At 70.2% G+C, this 18,696-nt stretch carries 15 protein-coding genes; 2 read left to right on the top strand and 13 right to left on the bottom strand.

Translation table 11 applies throughout. The features are described from left to right. Positions 1-33: 33 nt before the first annotated feature. Together AB0E91_RS12345 and AB0E91_RS12350 are read right to left on the bottom strand one after the other, a co-directional pair. The gene (locus tag AB0E91_RS12345; RefSeq protein WP_361779204.1) at positions 34-1,131 is read right to left on the bottom strand and encodes a hypothetical protein; all 1,098 of its coding nucleotides are present in this window, start codon (positions 1,129-1,131) and stop codon (positions 34-36) included. Between the two features lie 9 nt (positions 1,132-1,140). Beyond that, entirely contained in the window at positions 1,141-1,467 is a 327-nt protein-coding gene (locus AB0E91_RS12350; RefSeq protein ID WP_361779206.1) for a helix-turn-helix transcriptional regulator, read from the bottom strand. A 78-nt stretch (positions 1,468-1,545) separates the two neighbouring features. On the opposite strand from AB0E91_RS12350, the gene AB0E91_RS12355 reads away from it, so the two are divergent. Then, positions 1,546-1,749: a hypothetical protein gene (locus tag AB0E91_RS12355; protein WP_361779209.1), complete on the top strand. Its 204-nt coding sequence runs from the start codon at positions 1,546-1,548 to the stop codon at positions 1,747-1,749. A 55-nt stretch (positions 1,750-1,804) separates the two neighbouring features. Here AB0E91_RS12355 and AB0E91_RS12360 read toward each other — a convergent pair whose 3' ends face one another. From AB0E91_RS12360 to AB0E91_RS12410, 11 genes are all read right to left on the bottom strand, one after another. Further along, positions 1,805-3,730, bottom strand: coding sequence for a TIGR03960 family B12-binding radical SAM protein (locus AB0E91_RS12360; RefSeq protein WP_361779212.1), 1,926 nt, complete (start codon positions 3,728-3,730; stop codon positions 1,805-1,807). A 103-nt stretch (positions 3,731-3,833) separates the two neighbouring features. Beyond that, on the bottom strand, positions 3,834-5,333 hold the full coding sequence (locus tag AB0E91_RS12365) for a CYTH and CHAD domain-containing protein (RefSeq protein ID WP_361779215.1): 1,500 nt from the start codon (positions 5,331-5,333) through the stop codon (positions 3,834-3,836). A gap of 116 nt (positions 5,334-5,449) precedes the next feature. Continuing rightward, complete coding sequence (gene rodA, locus AB0E91_RS12370; RefSeq protein ID WP_361779218.1) at positions 5,450-6,649, bottom strand: rod shape-determining protein RodA; 1,200 nt, start codon at positions 6,647-6,649, stop codon at positions 5,450-5,452. Continuing rightward, positions 6,646-8,895, bottom strand: coding sequence for a penicillin-binding protein 2 (gene mrdA, locus AB0E91_RS12375; RefSeq protein ID WP_361779221.1), 2,250 nt, complete (start codon positions 8,893-8,895; stop codon positions 6,646-6,648). The genes rodA and mrdA overlap by 4 nt, the downstream gene beginning before the upstream one ends. A gap of 134 nt (positions 8,896-9,029) precedes the next feature. Beyond that, entirely contained in the window at positions 9,030-9,704 is a 675-nt protein-coding gene (gene mreD / locus AB0E91_RS12380) for a rod shape-determining protein MreD (RefSeq protein ID WP_361779224.1), read from the bottom strand. Positions 9,705-9,717: 13 nt separating this feature from the next. After that, positions 9,718-10,662 carry a rod shape-determining protein MreC gene (gene mreC, locus AB0E91_RS12385; protein ID WP_361779227.1) on the bottom strand — a complete coding sequence of 315 codons (945 nt, stop codon included), beginning with the start codon at positions 10,660-10,662 and terminating at the stop codon, positions 9,718-9,720. A gap of 168 nt (positions 10,663-10,830) precedes the next feature. Further along, a complete protein-coding gene (locus AB0E91_RS12390) occupies positions 10,831-11,850 on the bottom strand; it encodes a rod shape-determining protein (protein WP_014672705.1) in 1,020 nt (339 codons plus the stop codon). A gap of 338 nt (positions 11,851-12,188) precedes the next feature. Next, positions 12,189-12,602 carry a nucleoside-diphosphate kinase gene (gene ndk, locus AB0E91_RS12395; RefSeq protein WP_361779231.1) on the bottom strand — a complete coding sequence of 138 codons (414 nt, stop codon included), beginning with the start codon at positions 12,600-12,602 and terminating at the stop codon, positions 12,189-12,191. Positions 12,603-12,665: 63 nt separating this feature from the next. After that, positions 12,666-13,025, bottom strand: coding sequence for a DUF4233 domain-containing protein (locus AB0E91_RS12400; RefSeq protein WP_199587156.1), 360 nt, complete (start codon positions 13,023-13,025; stop codon positions 12,666-12,668). A gap of 11 nt (positions 13,026-13,036) precedes the next feature. After that, complete coding sequence (locus AB0E91_RS12405; RefSeq protein WP_361779234.1) at positions 13,037-14,542, bottom strand: folylpolyglutamate synthase/dihydrofolate synthase family protein; 1,506 nt, start codon at positions 14,540-14,542, stop codon at positions 13,037-13,039. Positions 14,543-14,880: 338 nt separating this feature from the next. After that, complete coding sequence (locus AB0E91_RS12410) at positions 14,881-17,505, bottom strand: valine--tRNA ligase (protein WP_361779237.1); 2,625 nt, start codon at positions 17,503-17,505, stop codon at positions 14,881-14,883. A gap of 137 nt (positions 17,506-17,642) precedes the next feature. Between AB0E91_RS12410 and AB0E91_RS12415 the strand changes: the two genes are divergently transcribed. Beyond that, positions 17,643-18,680, top strand: coding sequence for a hypothetical protein (locus AB0E91_RS12415; RefSeq protein WP_361779240.1), 1,038 nt, complete (start codon positions 17,643-17,645; stop codon positions 18,678-18,680). The last annotated feature ends 16 nt before the right edge of the window (positions 18,681-18,696 follow it).

Raw genomic sequence — 18,696 nt, forward strand, 5'->3', positions numbered from 1 at the left:
CGCCGGATCCAGCCGGGTTCCGTGCCCGGGTTTCTACGTCGGCTCCTCCGTCCCGTCGTCCGGGCGCAGGGTGCGCCAGGCCCTCCGCGCCCGCGACTGCGCATACGCGCTGAGAAGGGCGAGCGGAAGGGCGGCCCAGGTGACGAAGGTCAGACCGAGCCAGCCACGGGCGAACAGGAGGACGACCGTGTCCACCACGACCGTGAAGCCCGCGCAGACGAGGTCGGACGCGACGATGTAGTCGATCAGCTGGAGCAGGCCCGGGCGGCGCCTGCCCTCACGGGGCGAGAGGAGCCCCTGCAGGAAGGGGATGGTGCGCAGGATCAGCCGCAGCCGGAACGCCCCGATCACGTTGCTCAGCGCATAGGCGAGCCGGACCAGACGCTTCCTGGCGCCCGCGAGGTCCTGGGCCATCTCGGTCTCGTAGTCCGCCGCGTACTCACCGCCCACGATGTGCCCGGCCAGGACCGCCAGCCGGGCACACACCGCGTCCACGAGCGCATCGACACGCCGACGGCGCGGCGGAACGGCGGCCGGAGGAACGGGGATTGGAGGAACGGGGGCTGGAGGAGCGGCCGTCGGCGGATCGACCACCGGAGCAACGGCCACGGGGGCGACGACCGTCGGCGGAACAGCCGCCGGAGAAACCGCCGTTGGAGGATCGGCCTCCGGCGCCGTGGTCGGCGAGAGGCCCGCCGCCGGAGGACGCGCCGGAGCGGGGGCGGCCGCCGGGTCGTCGTCGCCGTCCGGTCCGGCGGTCTGCCGAGGAGGTGTCGCATCGGGCGCGGTACCGGCAGCGGCGTCCGCACCGTCACCACCCTGCGGCGGCGAGGGCTGCGGGCCGTCGGCCGCCAGCAGCCTGCGGCCCTCCCGGATGATCAGCATCGCGTAGAAGAAGCGGAGGAGTCGGGGTGCCTCGAGATGGTCGTTGACCATCTCCTCGATCCGTTCGTGGAGCGCGTCGTCGCCGACGGACCGGGCGAAAGCCTTGACGCGCTGCTCGACGCGGCGGACGGACCGCCGGGTCAGCCAGTGGAACAGCTCCAGGGGGAACCTGCTGAGCATCAGCACGGTGCCGATGATCACTTGCACGACCCAGAAGTTCGGGTCCTGCAGGTACTCCAGCCCCATCCTCACTCCTTAGGCAAGTCCCGTCTCCGGGCGGTGGTGGGCGGTCCGGGACTCGCGCGCGGAACGCTCCCGCAGTGCGTCGCGGGCGTGTTCCCGCCCCATGGGGGTCAGCTGGTAGAACCGGCGCCGCGCGCCGCGCACATCCGGCCCCTCGTCCTGCTCCCAGACACTGGTGACCCACCCGATGTTCTCCAGGCGGGCCAGGATCGGGTACACCGTGCCGGTCATCAGGCCGGTGCCCTGCGCGATCTTCAGTCCGTACAGCTTCTCGGGGCCCTGGTAGAGGACATCAAGCACCTCCAGGGTCGCCTTCGTCATCCTCGGGTTCTGCGCCATGCCGCCAACTCTACACATCTAGAGTCTAGATATGTAGAGTCGGGCTCCTAACTCTATACATCTAGAGATGGAGGCGACATGGCGCGCGATCACCGCCTGACGGGGCTGTGGGTGGCCGTCTCGGTTCTGTTCGGCCTGTTCATCGGCGCGGCGGCGGCCCTGCTCAAGTGGAGCGACAGCCACGCGGTGGCGGCGGCCCTGCTCACCGGCGGAACCGCCTGCGGCGGGGCGATCACGCTCGCCCTCGTCGTCATCAACACCCTGCGGCGCGGCACACCGTAGGGCGGGAACGACTGAACCCCCCTCGGGGCGAGGGGGGTTCAGCCATGCGTACGGGCTACTTCTTGACCGCGAGCGGCAGCAGCTTCTTCCCGGTCGGGCCCACCTGGATCTGGGTGTCCATGGCGGGGCAGACACCGCAGTCGAAGCAGGGGGTCCAGCGGCAGTCCTCGACCTCGGTCTCGTCGAGGGCGTCCTGCCAGTCCTCCCAGAGCCAGTCCTTGTCGAGACCGGAGTCGAGGTGGTCCCAGGGAAGGACCTCCTCGTAGGTGCGCTCGCGGGTGGTGTACCAGTCGACGTCGATGCCGAAGGGAGCGAGCGCCTTGTCGGCGCAGGCCATCCAGCGGTCGTAGGAGAAGTGCTCGCGCCAGCCGTCGAAGCGGCCGCCGTCCTCGTAGACCGCGCGGATCACGGCGCCGGTGCGGCGGTCGCCACGGGAGAGCAGGCCCTCGACGATGCCGGGCTTGCCGTCGTGGTAGCGGAAGCCGATGGAACGGCCGTACTTCTTGTCGCCCCGGATCTTGTCGCGGAGCTTCTGGAGACGCGCGTCCGTCTCCTCGGCGGAGAGCTGCGGGGCCCACTGGAACGGGGTGTGGGGCTTCGGGACGAAGCCGCCGATCGACACCGTGCAGCGGATGTCGCCCGAGCCGGAGACCTCGCGGCCCTTCTGGATCACGTGCGTCGCCATGTCGGCGATCTGCAGGACGTCCTCGTCGGTCTCCGTCGGCAGACCGCACATGAAGTACAGCTTCACCTGGCGCCAGCCGTTGCCGTAGGCGGTGGCGACCGTGCGGATCAGGTCCTCCTCCGAGACCATCTTGTTGATGACCTTGCGCATGCGCTCGGAGCCGCCCTCGGGGGCGAAGGTGAGACCGGACCGGCGGCCGTTGCGGGTCAGCTCGTTGGCCAGGTCGACGTTGAACGCGTCGACACGGGTCGAGGGCAGCGACAGGCCGATCTTGTCCTCGGTGTAGCGGTCCGCGAGGCCCTTGGCGATGTCGCCGATCTCGGAGTGGTCCGCGGAGGACAGGGAGAGGAGGCCGACCTCCTCGAAGCCGGTCGCCTTGAGACCGCGATCCACCATCTCGCCGATGCCGGTGATCGAACGCTCGCGCACCGGGCGCGTGATCATGCCCGCCTGGCAGAACCGGCAGCCTCGCGTGCAGCCGCGGAAGATCTCCACCGACATCCGCTCGTGGACCGTCTCGGCCAGCGGCACCAGCGGCTGCTTCGGGTACGGCCACTCGTCCAGGTCCATGACCGTGTGCTTCGACACGCGCCACGGGACGCCGGAGCGGTTGGGGACGACACGGGCGATACGGCCGTCGGGCAGGTATTCCACGTCGTAGAAGGCCGGGATGTACACCGCGCCGGTCTTCGCCAGGCGCAGCAGCACCTCCTCGCGGCCACCGGGGCGGCCCTCCGCCTTCCACTTGCGGATGATCTCCGTCATGTCCAGCACGGCCTGCTCGCCGTCGCCGATGATCGCCGCGTCGATGAAGTCCGCGATCGGCTCGGGGTTGAACGCCGCGTGGCCGCCCGCGAGGACGATCGGGTCGTCGAGCGTACGGTCCTTGGACTCCAGCGGGATGCCGGCCAGGTCCAGGGCCGTGAGCATGTTGGTGTAGCCCAGCTCCGTGGAGAAGGACAGGCCGAACACGTCGAACGCCTTCACCGGGCGGTGGCTGTCCACCGTGAACTGGGGCACCTTGTGCTCGCGCATCAGCGCCTCGAGGTCCGGCCACACGCTGTACGTGCGCTCGGCGAGGACGCCCTCCTGCTCGTTCAGTACCTCGTAGAGGATCATGACGCCCTGGTTGGGCAGACCGACCTCGTACGCGTCCGGGTACATGAGAGCCCAGCGGACATCGCTGCTCTCCCAGGGCTTCACGGTGGAGTTGAGCTCCCCGCCGACGTACTGGATCGGCTTCTGCACATGCGGGAGCAAAGCTTCGAGCTGCGGGAAGACCGACTCGACGGACATCGCGGCATTACCTTCGTGAGCTGACGGGGGGTGCCCCCGGCCGGAGGCTGGGGGGAGGGGTGACCATCCAGCGTAACCCGGTCGGCGCAGTCCTCCGTACCGTTCAGAGCGGGAAGCGGGACACGATCTTCCGCCACCGGCCGGGCAGCTCCGCCTCCACCCGCTCCGCCCGCCGCTCCTCCCGCCCGTACAGCACCCCGTAGGGAAACGCGCTCTCCCCCGCCCCGTGCGCCACCGCCCCCAGCTCGCGCAGGGTGCGGCGGGCCATGACGCCGTCCTGGTGGTCACCGAGGAGGGTGGTGAGGGACTTCATGGACTTGACGAGGGCGCGGGCCGGGGCGCCGAGCGCGGGTACGGCCGCCTCCGCGCCGTACCGGGTGCGCTTGGCCTTCTTGCGGGCCTCGTGCAGCGTGCGGTCGCGCTCCTCGCCGGGCGGCAGCTCCAGGGCGGTGTCCACCAGCCGGGAGAGCTTGGCGAAGTCCGTCCGCAGGGCCTTGGCCAGGGTCTTCCCCGGTTTGCGCGCGGCTCCCTTCAGCAGGGGCGGGTCGGCGAGCAGGGCGTCCAGGGTGTCGAGCAGGGCGAGATGGCGCGCGGAGTCGAGTACGCCGATGAGATGGGCCCGGGTGTGGTGGTGGCGGGCGGTGGCCCAGCCGGTCAGGCGCTCGTGGACGGGCCCGGTGACCAGGTCGTCGGGGAGACCGTCGAGGTCGGCGGTCAGTCGCTCGGCCAGCACCTCCTGGTCGCGGTCGAGGCCGAGTTCCCCGGCGAGCCACTTCAGCTCGGCCGCGAGCGGGGCGGTGACGGCGGGGTCGAGCACGGTACGGAAGCCGCGCAGCGCGGAGCGGGCCCGGCGGGTGGCCACGCGCGTCCGGTGCACGGCGTCGGGCAGGTCGCGGCGGACGGCGGGGTCGCCGGAGAGGATCGCCTCACGCTGCTCGCGCAGATAGGCGAGGACGTGGTCGCCCGCGGTCACGGGAGCGGCGGGGGCGCCGGCACCGCTCCCCCGGCCGCCGGTCTCCTCCAGCGCGCGGGCGAGTTTGGACAGCGACTTCGACGGCGTGAGCCCGGCCGCCCGCAGCCGCTTCTCGATCCGGTCCAGGAGGGCGGGGTCGCCGCCGTCGGCCAGTTCCACCTCGGTCTCGGTCCAGTGGGCGGTGCCGCCCGCCCGGTTGAGCCGCTCGGCGGTCACGGTGTCGGTGCTCGCCTCGGCCAGCAGGGTGCCGTCGGCGTCGAGCAGGTGGTGGACGTGGCGGGCGCTGCGGAGCCGGATCACGGGGACCAGCCCGGCGCTGCGGACCCGGGAGCGGACCAGCGCGGCGATCTCCTCGGGCACCGTGTCCGACAGTGGCGCCCGGATCTCGTCCCGGACCCCGGGGGCGACGGGGAACTTCACATGCCACCCGGCGTCCCCGCCCCCGGTGCGGCGGCGCAGGGTGAGAGAGGCGGCGGCGAGCCGTTCGTCGGTGGTGTCGTAGTAGGTGGCGTCCAGTTCGGCCACGCCCCGGTCGGCGACCCGGGCCACCCCGGCGGTGCCGGTCACCTCGGGGAAGCCGCCGTCGCCGCCCTCGTACTTCCGCTCCACTTCACGCGTCACGTCCGCCATGCACCGAATCTAGAACGCCCCCGCGACCGCATCCACCCCCCGGACACGGCGGAGGGGCGGGAGAAGACCTCCCGCCCCTCGGCTCAGCTCACTTCACGGCCCGGCCGCCGGAGGCCCTACGCCGACATGGGCCGCTGCACCCTGATCGACTGGAGCAGCCCCACCGCGATCCAGACCGCGAACATCGACGAGCCTCCGTAGGAGACGAACGGCAGGGGGAGACCGGTGACCGGCATGATGCCGAGGGTCATGCCGATGTTCTCGAAGGACTGGAAGGCGAACCAGGCGACGATCCCGGCGGCCACGGTCGTGCCGTACAGCTCGGGGGAGTCCAGGGCGATACGGCAGGCCCGCCACAGGATGACGCCGAGGAGGAGGATTATCAGGCCCGCGCCGAGGAAGCCCAGTTCCTCTCCCGCGACCGTGAAGACGAAGTCGGTCTGCTGCTCGGGCACGAACTGGCCGGTGGTCTGCGAGCCGTGGAAGAGGCCCGCGCCGGTCAGTCCGCCGGAGCCGATGGCGATGCGGGCCTGGTTGGTGTTGTAGCCGACGCCCGCCGGGTCGAGGTCGGGGTTGGCGAAGGCGGCGAAGCGGTTGATCTGGTACTCGTCCAGGATGTGCAGCTGCCAGATGGCGACGCAGCCGAGGACTCCGGTGAGGAGCAGGCCGAAGATCCAGCGGTTGGAGGCGCCGGAGGCGAGCAGCACGCCCAGGATGATGGCCACCATGGCGAGGACCGTGCCGAGGTCGGGCATGAGCAGCACGATCATGATCGGTACGGCGGCCAGGCCGAGGGCCTGCAGGACGGTGCGGTGGTCGGGGTACGGCTTGTCGCCCGCGTCCACCCGGGCCGCGAGCAGCATGGCCATGCCCAGGATGATCGTGATCTTCACGAACTCGGCGGGCTGGAGCGAGAAGCCGCCGCCGAACACGATCCAGTTCCGGCTGCCGTTGATGGTGGCGCCGAGCGGGGTGAGGACCAGCAGCACCCCGAGCAGGGAGAGGCCGTAGAGGACCGGCACGGCGTTGCGCAGGGCGCGGTGGCCCAGCCAGACCGTGGCCATCATCAGGGCGACCCCGATGCCGAGGTTCATCAGATGCCGGAGCAGGAAGTAGTACGGGTCGCCCTGGTTGATCTCCGTGCGGTTGCGGGTCGCGGAGAAGACCAGCAACGAGCCGATCAGGGACAGCGTCAGGGCCGCGAACAGTATCGGCCAGTCGAGCCGCCGGGCCACGGAGTCGCGGGCGAGGAGCCTGGTCCAGCCGGCCCGCTCGGGGCCGTATCCGGAGACGGAGAAGCTGTTGGTGCCGGTCATGTGCGCGTCCTCCGGCTTCCCCTCCGGCGGGGCCGCCTGCGGGTGTTGCTGTTGGTGTTGTCCGTGGGCGCGGTGGCCGCGGGCTGGGTGTCGTCGCCGTTGCTGGCGTTGTTCTTCTGGGCGGCCTCGACGTCCTTGGCGGGGTCGCCGACGATCTTGGGTGCGACGACGGTGCCGTCGGTGCGGACCTTCGGCAGGGTCTTCTGCGGCTCGGGCAGCAGGGCCTTCTTGTTGTCGATGGAGCCGTCGCCCTGGACGCCGTAGAGCGCGCTGTAGATGTTGCGCACGGCCTCACCGGAGGCTCCGGAACCCGTACCGGCCTGGGCGATCGTCATGATCACCGTGTAGTCCTTGGAGTAGGTGGCCAGCCAGGAGGTGGTCTGCTTGCCGTAGACCTCGGCGGTACCGGTCTTGGCGTGCAGCGCGATCTTGTCCTGCGGCCAGCCGCCGAACTTCCAGGCGGCGGTGCCTCGGGTGACGACGCCCGCGAAGGCCTCGTTCATGCCCTTGAGGGTGGCCTTGCTGACGGGCAGCCGGCCGGTCTTCTTCGGCTTGATCGGCGTGACCGTCTTGCCGTCGGGGCTGATGACCGCCTTGCCGATGGTCGGCTGGTACATCGTGCCGCCGTTGGCGACGGCGCCGTAGATCACGGCCTCCTGGATCGGCGTGACGAGGGTGTCGCCCTGGCCGATGGAGTAGTTGATCGAGTCACCCTCGCGCATCTTGTTGCCCTCGAGGCAGTTCTCGTACGCGATCATCTCGACGTAGGAGCCGTTCTTCTTGCCGTACTTGCACCAGGCGTCCTTGTTGGCCTTCCAGTAGTCGAGCTTCCACTGGCGGTCGGGGACGCGCCCGGTGACCTCGTTGGGGAGGTCGATGCCGGTCTCCTGGCCGAGGCCGAACTGGTGGGCGGCCTTGTAGAAGTAGTCCTTCGGCTGGCCCTTCTTGGGGTTGATGCCGCCGTCCTTCTTCCACTGCTGGTCGGCGAGGTAGTAGAAGACGGTGTCGCAGGAGACCTCGAGCGCGCGGCCCAGCGGGATCGGGCCGAAGCTCTCACCCTCGAAGTTCTTGAAGACCTGGCTGCCCACCGAGTAGGAACTCGTGCAGGGGTAGCGGCCGTCGAAGTCGTAGCCCGCCTCGACCGCGGCGGCGGTGGAGACCACCTTGAAGGTGGAGCCGGGTGCGGCCTGGCCCTGGATGGCCCGGTTGAGCAGCGGGTAGTCGGAGTTCTTGCCGGTGAGGGTCTTGTAGTCCTTGGCGGAGATGCCGCCCACCCAGACGTTCGGGTCGTAGGTGGGGGCGGAGGCCATGGCGACGATGCGGCCGGTCTTGGCCTCCATGACGACCACGGCGCCGGAGTCGGCCTTGTAGTTGGTGCCGGTGATCTTGTCGAACTGCTGGCGGGCGACCTTCATGGCCTTGTCCAGTTCGTACTCCGCGACGCGCTGGACGCGGGAGTCGATGCTGGTGACCAGGTTGGAACCGGACTCGGCCGGGTCGGCCTTGGCCCTGCCGATGACGCGGCCGAGGTTGTCCACCTCGTAGCGGGTGACGCCGGCCTTGCCGCGCAGTTCCTTGTCGTACTGCCGCTCCAGGCCGGAGCGGCCCACCATGTCCGAGCGCAGATAGGGCGAGTCGGTGTCCTTGGCCTTCTGGATCTCGTCGTCGGTGACGGGCGAGAGGTAGCCGAGGACCTGGGAGGTGTTGGACTTGCCGGGGGCGCCGTAGCGGCGCACGGCCTCGGGTTCGGCGGTGATGCCGGGGAAGTCCTCGGCGCGCTCGCGGATCTGGAGGGCCTGCTTGGGGGTGGCCTCGTCGGTGATCGGGATCGGCTGGTACGGCGAGCCGTTCCAGCAGGGCTGGGGGGTCTTCGCGTCGCAGAGCCGAACCTTCTGCACGACGTCCGCGGGCTTCAGGCCGAGGACTCCGGCGAGCTTGGCGAGGACCGCCTTGCCGTCGTCCTTCTGCTTGAGGAGGTCGGTGCGGGAGGCGGAGACGACCAGGCGGGTCTCGTTGTCCGCGAGGGGGATGCCCCGGGCGTCGAGGATGTCACCGCGCACGGCGGGGTCGACGACCTGCTGGACGTGGTTGCCGGACGCCTCGCGCTGGTACTCGGCGCCCTCGCGGATCTGGAGGTACCACAGACGTCCGCCGAGAGTGCCGAGGAGGGAGAGGACGAGGATCTGGATGACGACGAGCCGGATCTGGACCCGTGGGGTCCGCCCGGTCTCGGGAATGTTGGTCAATGCCTCCCCCTCTCAGTGCGCGGACGCGGATGCGTGGACGCGTACGTGAACGTGTGTGCGTACGAACGATGAACGCGGGGCCGGTGTCGGCCCGTTCCCCCAAAGCTGACTCTTCCGGGTGAATTCGCCCGCTGTCACAGCCGCTTGACCCCCTTGATGCGTCCGACCCGGGCGGAGCGGGTGCGGGCCTTGGCCTTGAGGGTGCCGAGGCCGCTGCGCCCGCCGACGCGCAGGCCGGTGCCGGAGGAGAGCCAGCCCGAGGAGATGTTCCCGGCCTTGACGGACGGGCCGTTCTCGGTGAGCGGGTCGTTGTCGGTGCGGCGGGCCAGCCACATGACGCCGGGCACGACGAACGGCGCGAGCAGCAGGTCGTAGAGCGCGGCGGAGAACAGCAGCCCGGTCAGGCCGACATGGCGGGCGGCGGTGTCCCCGACGAGGGCGCCGACGCCCGCGTAGAGCAGCGTGGAGCCGACGGCGGCGGCGACCACGACGGCCATCGGGCCGGTCGCGGACTTCAGCCGGCCGTTCTCCGGCCTGATGAGCCCGGCGCAGTAGCCGATGACGCAGAGCACGAGCGCGTAGCGCCCGGCCGCGTGGTCGGCGGGCGGGGCGAGGTCGGCGAGGAGTCCCGCGCCGAAGCCGACGAGGGCGCCGCCGACATGGCCGTAGACCATGGCGAGGCCGACGACGGTGAGCAGCAGCAGGTCGGGCACGGCGCCGGGCAGGTGCAGCCGGGCGAGGACGCTCACCTGGATCACCAGGGCGACGACGACCAGTGCGGCGGCGAGCAGAATGCGGTTGACGCGCATGGTGGTTCGGCTCCTACTGCTGCTGCTCGTCGGTGGACTCGGGCGCGTCGGCCGAGGGGGTGACCGTCACGGTCACGGTCGGCGTCGGGACCGGCTTGGGCTTGCTGGGCAGGACCTCGTCGCGCGGGTCCTTCTTGGGTCCGGAGACGACGACGCCGACGATGTCGAGCTTGCTGAAGCCGACGTACGGCGTGACGTACAGGGTGCGGGTCAGACCGCCGCCGGAGGGGTCGACGCGGGAGATCACGCCGACGGGCACGCCGGGCACGAACGGCTTGTCGGCCTGGGAGCCGAAGGTGACGAGACGGTCGCCCTTCTTCACCTCGGCCTTGCCGTTGAGGAGTTCGACGCGCAGCGGACGGTCGCCCTGTCCGGAGGCGAAGCCGAGTTCGTCGCTGCCCTCCAGCCGGGTGCCGACGGTGAAGTCGGGGTCGTTGGCGAGGAGGACGGTGGCGGTGTCGGGGCCGACGGTGGTGACCCGGCCGACCAGGCCGTCTCCGTTGAGCACCGTCATGTCGCGCTTGATGCCGTCGTTGGCGCCCGCGTCGATGGTGATGGTCCAGGAGAAGCCCTGGGCCGCTCCTATGGCGACGACCTGGGCGCCCTTGATGCCGTACTGGCCCTCGCCGGCGATCTTCAGCATCCGGTCGAGCTGGTTGAGGCGGCTGCGGTTGCGGTCGTCGCTGCCGAGCTTGGCCTTGAGGGCCGCGTTCTCCTTCTCCAGTACGGCGAGCCGGTCGTGGCGGGTGCCGGAGTCACGGACGGCGGAGACGGCCTCTCCGACCGGATCGACCGCCGAGGCCAGTCCGTTCTCGATCGGGCCGAACGCCGCGGCCGCGGCCTGCCGGGCGCCGTCGACCGGCGAGTTCCGGCCCCCGCGGATGTCCACCGTGATCAGTGCGAACGCGATGGCGATCAGCAGGACCAGGAGCAGCCGGCTCTCTTTCGTGTCCCTCACGTGCGGCGGCCGTGCCTTCCTCAATAGGAATTCGAGGACTGCCGGAAAAACGCCAACACGAAAGGAAGCGCCAATCCGAGCGGTCCGTTTGCGGGAGCTTATGCCTCTATATCAACGATCCGCCGCACGAGCGAAGAACGTCTCGTACGGCGGAATCGAAGTGTTACGTCATCTGCGCGGCTGCGCGTCCAGCACCTGCTGGAGTGCCTCGAACTCCTCGACGCACTTGCCGGAACCCAGCGCGACGCTGTCGAGCGGGTCCTCGGCGATGTGGATCGGCATTCCGGTCTCGCGGCGCAGCCGCTCGTCGAGGCCGCGCAGCAGGGCGCCGCCACCGGTCAGGACGATGCCCCGGTCCATGATGTCGCCGGACAGCTCCGGCGGGCACTTGTCCAGGGTCGTCTTGACGGCGTCGACGATCGCGTTGACCGGCTCCTCGATCGCCTTGCGCACCTCCGCGGCGGAGATGACGACGGTCTTGGGCAGGCCGGACACCAGGTCGCGGCCCCGGACTTCGGTGTGCTCGTCGGTGTCGAGGTCGTACGCCGAACCGATCGTGATCTTGATCTGCTCGGCCGTGCGCTCACCCAGCAGAAGGCTGTACTCCTTCTTGATGTACTGGATGATCGCGTTGTCCAGTTCGTCGCCCGCGACGCGGATGGACTGGGCGGTGACGATGCCGCCGAGCGAGATGACCGCGACCTCCGTGGTGCCGCCGCCGATGTCCACCACCATGTTGCCCGTGGCCTCGTGGACCGGCAGGCCGGAGCCGATGGCGGCCGCCATGGGCTCCTCGATGATGTGCACCTGGCGCGCGCCGGCCTGCGAGGACGCCTCGATGACGGCGCGGCGCTCGACGCCCGTGATGCCCGAGGGCACGCAGACGACGACGCGCGGGCGGGCGAGATACCGCCGCTTGTGGATCTTCAGGATGAAGTAGCGGAGCATCCGCTCGGTGATCTCGAAGTCGGCGATCACGCCGTCCTTCAGCGGGCGCACGGCGACGATGTTGCCCGGCGTCCGGCCGATCATCTTCTTGGCTTCGGCACCGACCGCGAGGATGCCACCGGTGTTGGTGTTGATGGCGACGACGGACGGCTCGTTGAGTACGATCCCGCGACCCCTGACGTACACCAGCGTGTTGGCGGTCCCGAGGTCGACAGCCATGTCACGGCCGATGAACGACATTGAGTTCCCCATCAGGATTCGTCTGGCCTACCCACGAGCTTTTGAGGGCTTTTCAGGTAGGCGAGGTGGGTGCGGTGACGTGAAGGGTTCCATCGTAGACGCGCCTTCACGGACATCGCGCGAGGGTCTTCGCCATTGTCAGCAGATGACGCGGCGCCTCGCTTGTGGAGACGGCCCATCGGGGGCACACGTTCCCCCGATCGCCAACGCATATGCCGAGGGACGGCCGAAATCGTACGGCCGTCCCAGGTCCGGGGCCTCCGGCCGGTCTGACGGTCCCTCAGAAAAATTCTTGGAAACTCCGCACGGCGTGGCCCGGACGGGCCGCCGGGCACCGGTCAGACACGGCCCGGGAAGAAGATCTTCACCTCGCGTTCGGCCGACTCCTCGGAGTCGGACGCGTGGATCAGGTTCTCGCGGACGATGACGCCGTAGTCACCGCGGATGGAACCGGGGGCCGCGGCGATCGGGTCCGTCGGACCGGCGAGCTGCCGCACACCCTCGATGACCCGCTCACCCTCGACGATCAGGGCGACGACGGGGCCGGAGGCCATGAACTCGACGAGGGGCTCGTAGAAAACCTTGCCCTTGTGCTCGCCGTAGTGCAGCTCCAGGGTGTCCTGGTCCAGCGTGCGCAGCTCCAGCGCCGTGATCCGCCAGTCGGCCTTCCGCTCGATACGGCTGATGATCTCGCCGGTCAGGCCACGACGGACGGCGTCGGGCTTGAGCAGGACGAGGGTGCGCTGGGTCACGGAAGACTCCTTAGGACTGGCGTGTGCGGTGGCACGAGATTACAGGGCGTGTCGTGGCGCCCGTCACGCAGCGTCAGGCGTGGAGGTGGGCTCGGCCGCGGCCGCGAAGCGGGCCTTCGCCTCGTCCACCTTTCGGCCGTAGTGCACCGACGCCCACCACAGGGCGGCGAAGACCGCGCCCATGATGTACATCATCGGCACGAAGACGCCCGAGACGATCAGCGCGAGCTGGAGGGCCCAGCCGAGGGCGACGCCGCCCGGCCGGGTCACCATGCCGCACAGCAGCACGGACAGGGCCATGGCGATCCCGCACACCAGCCACACCGTGGACATGGCGAGCGAGGGGTCCTTCATGGCCACCAGGCCCGCGAAACCGATGATGAAGAACTCACCGATCAGCGTCGATGAACAGAGCGTACGCACGACGGAACCTCTCAGCCCTTCCCGAGCAGCAGGCGTGCCTCGCCCACCGTGATGACCGAACCGGTGACGAGCACACCGCCGCCCGCGAACTCGCCCTCCTCCTCGGCCAGCGTGATCGCGGCCTCCAGGGCTTCCGGCAGCTGCGGCTCGACCTGGACGCGGTCCTCGCCGAACACCTCGACGGCGATCGCGGCCAGCTCGTCCGCGTTCATGGCGCGGTGGCTGGAGTTCTGCGTGATGACGACCTCGGCGAAGATCGGCTCGAACGCCTCAAGCAGCCCGCGCACGTTCTTGCCCTCGCTCGCGCCGACCACACCGATGAGCCGGCTGAAGTCGAACGCCTCGCGCACCGCCTCGGCGGCGGCCTCCGCACCGGCCGGGTTGTGGGCCGCGTCCAGCACGACGGTCGGGGACCGGCGGACGACCTCCAGGCGGCCCGGCGAGGAAACGGCCGCGAACGCCTTGCGCACGGTGTCGATGTCCAGCGGCTGCGCGCGCTCGGCGCCGACGCCGAAGAACGCCTCCACGGCCGCGAGGGCCACGGCGGCGTTGTGCGCCTGGTGGGCACCGTGCAGCGGGAGGTAGACCTCCGGGTACTCGCCGCCCAGTCCGCGCAGCGTGACCAGCTGTCCGCCGACCGCGACCTGCCGGTCCACCACGCCGAACTCCAGGCCCTCGCGGGCCACGGTGGCGTTCTCCTCGACGGCCTTCTTCAGCAGCACCTGCGCCGCGTCCACCGGCTGCTGCGCCATGATCACGGTCGCGTCCGGCTTGATGATCCCGGACTTCTCGACGGCGATCTGCTCGGGGGTCTCCCCCAGCCGGTCGGTGTGGTCGAGCCCGATGGGGGTGATCACGGCCACGTCGCCGTCGATCACGTTCGTCGCGTCCCAGCTGCCGCCCATGCCGACCTCGACGACGGCGACGTCCACCGGCGCGTCCGCGAAGGCGGCGTACGCCATGCCGGTCAGCACCTCGAAGAAGGACAGCCGGTAGTCCTGGGAGGCGTCCACCATCTCGATGTACGGCTTGATGTCCTGGTACGTCTCGATGAACCGCTCGGCGCTGATCGGGGCGCCGTCCAGGCTGATCCGCTCCGTCACGGACTGCACGTGCGGGCTGGTGTAGCGGCCCGTGCGCAGCTCGAAGGCGCCGAGCAGGGCCTCGATCATGCGGGCGGTGGAGGTCTTGCCGTTGGTGCCGGTGATGTGGATGGACGGGTACGTGCGCTGGGGATCGCCAAGTACGTCCATCAGTGCGGCGATCCGGGTGACGGAGGGCTCCAGCTTGGTCTCGCCCCAGCGGCTCGCCAGCTCCGTCTCGACCTCGCGCAGGGCGCGGTCGACCTCGGGGTCCTCGGGGCGGGCCGGCACGTCCGCCTGCGGGGGGCTGCCCTGGGTACGCAGGGTGCGGCTTCCCGCCTCGATCACGGCGAGGTCGGGGTCGCGGTCTGTCTCCTCCGCGATGATGTCGTCGAAGGGGTCGGAACTGTCATTACCGGGCTGCTCGTCGCTCACGGAGTCAGTTTACGGAGGGGTGAGGGGGTTGCGCGTGGTGGTCCGGGTGCGGGCAGCTTGTGGCTTGTCGCGCAGTTCCCCGCGCCCCTGAAAAACGCCTCGCCGTAGGCGGTCCCGCCGGTGGGCCGCTGCCGCCGCGTCGTGGCCGTTCGCGCAGTTCCCCGCGCCCCTAAAAACACCATAGCTGCGGGCAGTCGTGCCGCTTGGGGCGGCACGGGTGGGCGCTGGGGGTACCCCCTCTGGGGGAGGCACCCCGCACGCGCGGGTGAGCGTCCCCTCCCCCGGGCGCGCGAACGGCCCCCGGGGCTTCACAGCTCCGGGGGCCGTTCGTACCGCGCTTACGCCTGCGGCAAGCGGTCCAGCTGGGACTTGAGGCGGGTGATGTCCTCCTCCGCCTTGGCGAGACGGCCACGGATCTTGTCGACCACCGCGTCCGGCGCCTTGGCGAGGAACGCCTCGTTGCCGAGCTTGGCCGTGGCCTGCGCCTTCTCCTTCTCCGCGCCGGCGAGATCCTTCTCGAGCCGCTTCCGCTCAGCCACGACGTCGATCGTGCCGGAGAGGTCGAGAGCGACCTCCGCCCCGGCCACCGGCAGGGTCGCCGTCGCCGTGAAGGACTCCCCCTCCGGCTGGAGACGCAGCAGCTGACGGATCGCCGCCTCGTGCGGGGCGAGGGCCGTACCGTCCAGCGTGAGCCGCGCGGGCACCCGCTGGCCCGGCTGGAGGCCCTGGTCGGCACGGAAGCGCCGAACCTCGGTGATGACCGACTGGAGGGACTCGATCTCCCGCTCGGCGGCCGCGTCACGGAAGCCGGAGTCGGAAGGCCACTCCGCGATGACCAGCGACTCGCCGCCCGTCAGCGTCGTCCACAGCGTCTCCGTGACGAACGGGACCACCGGGTGCAGCAGCTTGAGGGTGACGTCGAGGACCTCGCCGAGGACCCGCTTGGAGACCTCGGCCGCCTCGCCGCCCGCCTGGAAGGTCGTCTTGGACAGCTCGACGTACCAGTCGAAGACCTCGTCCCACGCGAAGTGGAACAGCGCGTCCGAGAGCTTGGCGAACTGGTAGTCCTCGTAGAGCGCGTCGACTTCGGCGACCACCGAGTTGAGGCGGGAGAGGATCCAGCGGTCCGTGGCGGACATCGCCGACGGCTCGGGAAGCGGGCCCTCGACCGTCGCGCCGTTCATCAGCGCGAAGCGGGTCGCGTTCCAGATCTTGTTGGCGAAGTTGCGCGAGCCCTGGACCCAGTCCTCGCCGATCGGCACGTCGACGCCCGGGTTGGCGCCACGCGCGAGCGTGAAGCGCAGCGCGTCGGAGCCGTACTTGTCCATCCAGTCCAGCGGGTTGACGACGTTCCCGAAGGACTTCGACATCTTCTTGCCGAACTGGTCGCGGACCATGCCGTGCAGGGCGATGGTGTGGAACGGCGGGGTGCCGTCCATCGCGTAGAGGCCGAACATCATCATCCGGGCGACCCAGAAGAAGAGGATGTCGTAGCCGGTGACCAGGACGGAGTTCGGGTAGAACTTCGCGAGCGACTCGGTCTGCTCGGGCCAGCCCAGGGTGGAGAAGGGCCACAGGCCGGAGGAGAACCAGGTGTCGAGGACGTCGCTGTCCTGGTGCCAGCCCTCGCCGGTGGGCGGCTCCTCGTCGGGGCCGACGCAGACGACCTCGCCGTTCGGGCCGTACCAGACGGGGATGCGGTGGCCCCACCACAGCTGGCGCGAGATGCACCAGTCGTGGAGGTTGTCGACCCAGTCGAAGTACCGCTTCTCCATCTCCTGCGGGTGGATCTTGACCTTGCCGTCGCGGACCGCGTCACCGGCGGCCTTGGCGAGCGGGCCGACCTTGACCCACCACTGCATCGACAGGCGCGGCTCGATGGTGGTCTTGCAGCGCGAGCAGTGGCCCACCGAGTGGACGTAGGGCCGCTTCTCGGCGAGGATCCGGCCGTCGGCGCGCAGGGCGGCGACGATGGCGGAGCGGGCCTCCAGGCGGTCCAGGCCCTGGAAGGGGCCGTGGGCGGTGATGACGGCGTGCTCGTCCATGACCGTGATGGACGGCAGGTCGTGCCGCTGGCCGATCTCGAAGTCGTTCGGGTCGTGGGCGGGCGTCACCTTGACGGCGCCGGTGCCGAACTCGGGGTCGACGTGCTCGTCGGCGACGACCGGGATGGAGCGGTCGGTCAGCGGGAGCTTGATGAGCTTGCCGATGAGGTGCTTGTAGCGCTCGTCCTCGGGGTGGACGGCGACGGCCGTGTCGCCGAGCATCGTCTCGGCGCGGGTGGTCGCGACGACCAGCGTCTCGTCGCCCTCGCCGTACTTGATGGAGACGAGCTCGCCGTCGTCGTCCTGGTACTCGACCTCGATGTCGGAGATCGCGGTCAGGCAGCGCGGGCACCAGTTGATGATGCGCTCGGCGCGGTAGATCAGCTCGTCGTCGTAGAGCCGCTTGAAGATGGTCTGGACGGACTTGGAGAGGCCCTCGTCCATGGTGAAGCGCTCGCGGGACCAGGCGACGCCGTCGCCGAGGCGGCGCATCTGGCCGGAGATCTGGCCGCCGGACTCGGCCTTCCACTGCCAGACCCGGTCGACGAACTCCTCGCGGCCCAGGTCGTGGCGGGACTTGCCCTCCTTGGCCAGCTCGCGCTCGACCACGTTCTGCGTGGCGATGCCGGCGTGGTCCATGCCGGGCTGCCACAGGGTCTCGAAGCCCTGCATCCGCTTGCGGCGGGTCAGCGCGTCGATGATCGTGTGCTCGAAGGCGTGGCCCAGGTGGAGGCTGCCGGTGACGTTGGGCGGGGGGATGACGACGGTGAAGGGCGGCTTGTCGCTCTTCGCGTCCGCCTCGAAGTAGCCCCGCTCCACCCAGCGCTCGTACAGCGGCCCCTCTACATCGGCCGGCGCGTACTGGGTCGGCAGTTCGGTGTCGGGCGCTGATGGCTGCTGCTGAGCGTTCTCGGTCACGGGGGTCAGTTTAGAGGTGCCGGAGGGTGCTCCCGAAACGCGTTTGTTCTGTAACGGTGCGGCCCCCGGTGCCGTGCCCCTGTCACGGCTGGGCCAGGATGGCGGGGACACAGGAGCGTGTGGAGGGGATGCGAGGAATGAGCAGCAACCAGCCGGGACCGTACGGCGGACCGCCCCAGCAGCCGGGTCCGTACGGCCCGCCGGCCGGGCAGCCGGGTCCGTACGCCCAGCCGGGCCCCTACGGACAGCAGCCGCCGCCCGCGCCCCGGCCCGGCTACGGCTATCCCCCGCAGGGCGGGGCTCCGGTACCGCCCCCGCCGCCCCCGCCCGGGGCTCCGCAGCCGGGTTACGCGTACCCGCCGCAGGGCGTGCCGCCGCAGCAGAACCCCTATGGGCAGCCGCAGGCCCCCTACGGGCAGCCGCAGCAGCCGAACCCGTACGGCCAGCAGCCGCCCTACGGAGCGCCCTCCTACGGGGCTCCGCAGGCGCCGGTGCCGGCCGGGGGCAGCAAGAAGACGGGGCTGATCGTCGGGGCGGCCGCGGTGGCGGTCGCCGTGGTGGTGGGCGCGTTCTTCGCGTTCAGCGGCGGCGGGGACGGCTCGGTCGCGGACGACGGCCCGCACAAGCTGGTGACGCCCTCGCGGGTGCTCTCGGAGTACAGCAAGGGCAAGAGCGACGCGGGCGCCATGACGCAGGACGACCTGAAGGACGCCGAGAGCTGGGGCGTGCAGGACCCGAAGGACGTGACCGCCGAGTACGCGGCCGGGAACGAGGCGAACCCGCTGAGCAAGAAGCTCATGGAGTTCGGCGGGGTCTACGGCACGGTCGCCGATCCGGCGAAGACCGTGGACGCGATGTTCGCGTACCTGAAGGACCAGGGGAACAAGGACCAGGCGAACAAGTACAAGCTGGAGGGCGAGCCGCAGACGTTCACGCCCTCGGCGCTCGGGGACGCCGTGCTCAAGTGCCAGCACGCCAAGGTGGCCACCAACAGCACCGCCAAGGGGATGCCCGCGCAGATGACGGTCTCCGTCTGTGTGTGGGGCGACCACAGCACCATCGGGTTCGTGATGCCGATGGACATCGCCACGCTCGCGGCGGGCCGCCCCAGTGATCTGGAGGCGGACGCCGACCTGGTGGCGCGGCTGCGCAAGGAGATCCGCGTCGCGGCCTGAGAGCGCCTGCGAAGGG

The organism is Streptomyces sp. NPDC026659 (genome assembly GCF_040638245.1).
Taxonomy (GTDB): Bacteria; Actinomycetota; Actinomycetes; order Streptomycetales; family Streptomycetaceae; genus Streptomyces.

Bases quoted from the DNA above. Each gene is read 5' to 3' on its own strand.
- AB0E91_RS12390 (WP_014672705.1), bottom strand. From the start codon at position 11,850: ATGTCGTTCATCGGCCGTGACATGGCTGTCGACCTCGGGACCGCCAAC.
- AB0E91_RS12365 (WP_361779215.1), bottom strand. From the start codon at position 5,333: ATGGCGGACGTGACGCGTGAAGTGGAGCGGAAGTACGAGGGCGGCGAC.
- AB0E91_RS12360 (WP_361779212.1), bottom strand. From the start codon at position 3,730: ATGTCCGTCGAGTCGGTCTTCCCGCAGCTCGAAGCTTTGCTCCCGCAT.
- AB0E91_RS12415 (WP_361779240.1), top strand. From the start codon at position 17,643: ATGAGCAGCAACCAGCCGGGACCGTACGGCGGACCGCCCCAGCAGCCG.
- AB0E91_RS12345 (WP_361779204.1), bottom strand. From the start codon at position 1,131: ATGGGGCTGGAGTACCTGCAGGACCCGAACTTCTGGGTCGTGCAAGTG.
- rodA (WP_361779218.1), bottom strand. From the start codon at position 6,649: ATGACCGGCACCAACAGCTTCTCCGTCTCCGGATACGGCCCCGAGCGG.
- AB0E91_RS12350 (WP_361779206.1), bottom strand. From the start codon at position 1,467: ATGGCGCAGAACCCGAGGATGACGAAGGCGACCCTGGAGGTGCTTGAT.
- mreD (WP_361779224.1), bottom strand. From the start codon at position 9,704: ATGCGCGTCAACCGCATTCTGCTCGCCGCCGCACTGGTCGTCGTCGCC.
- AB0E91_RS12355 (WP_361779209.1), top strand. From the start codon at position 1,546: ATGGCGCGCGATCACCGCCTGACGGGGCTGTGGGTGGCCGTCTCGGTT.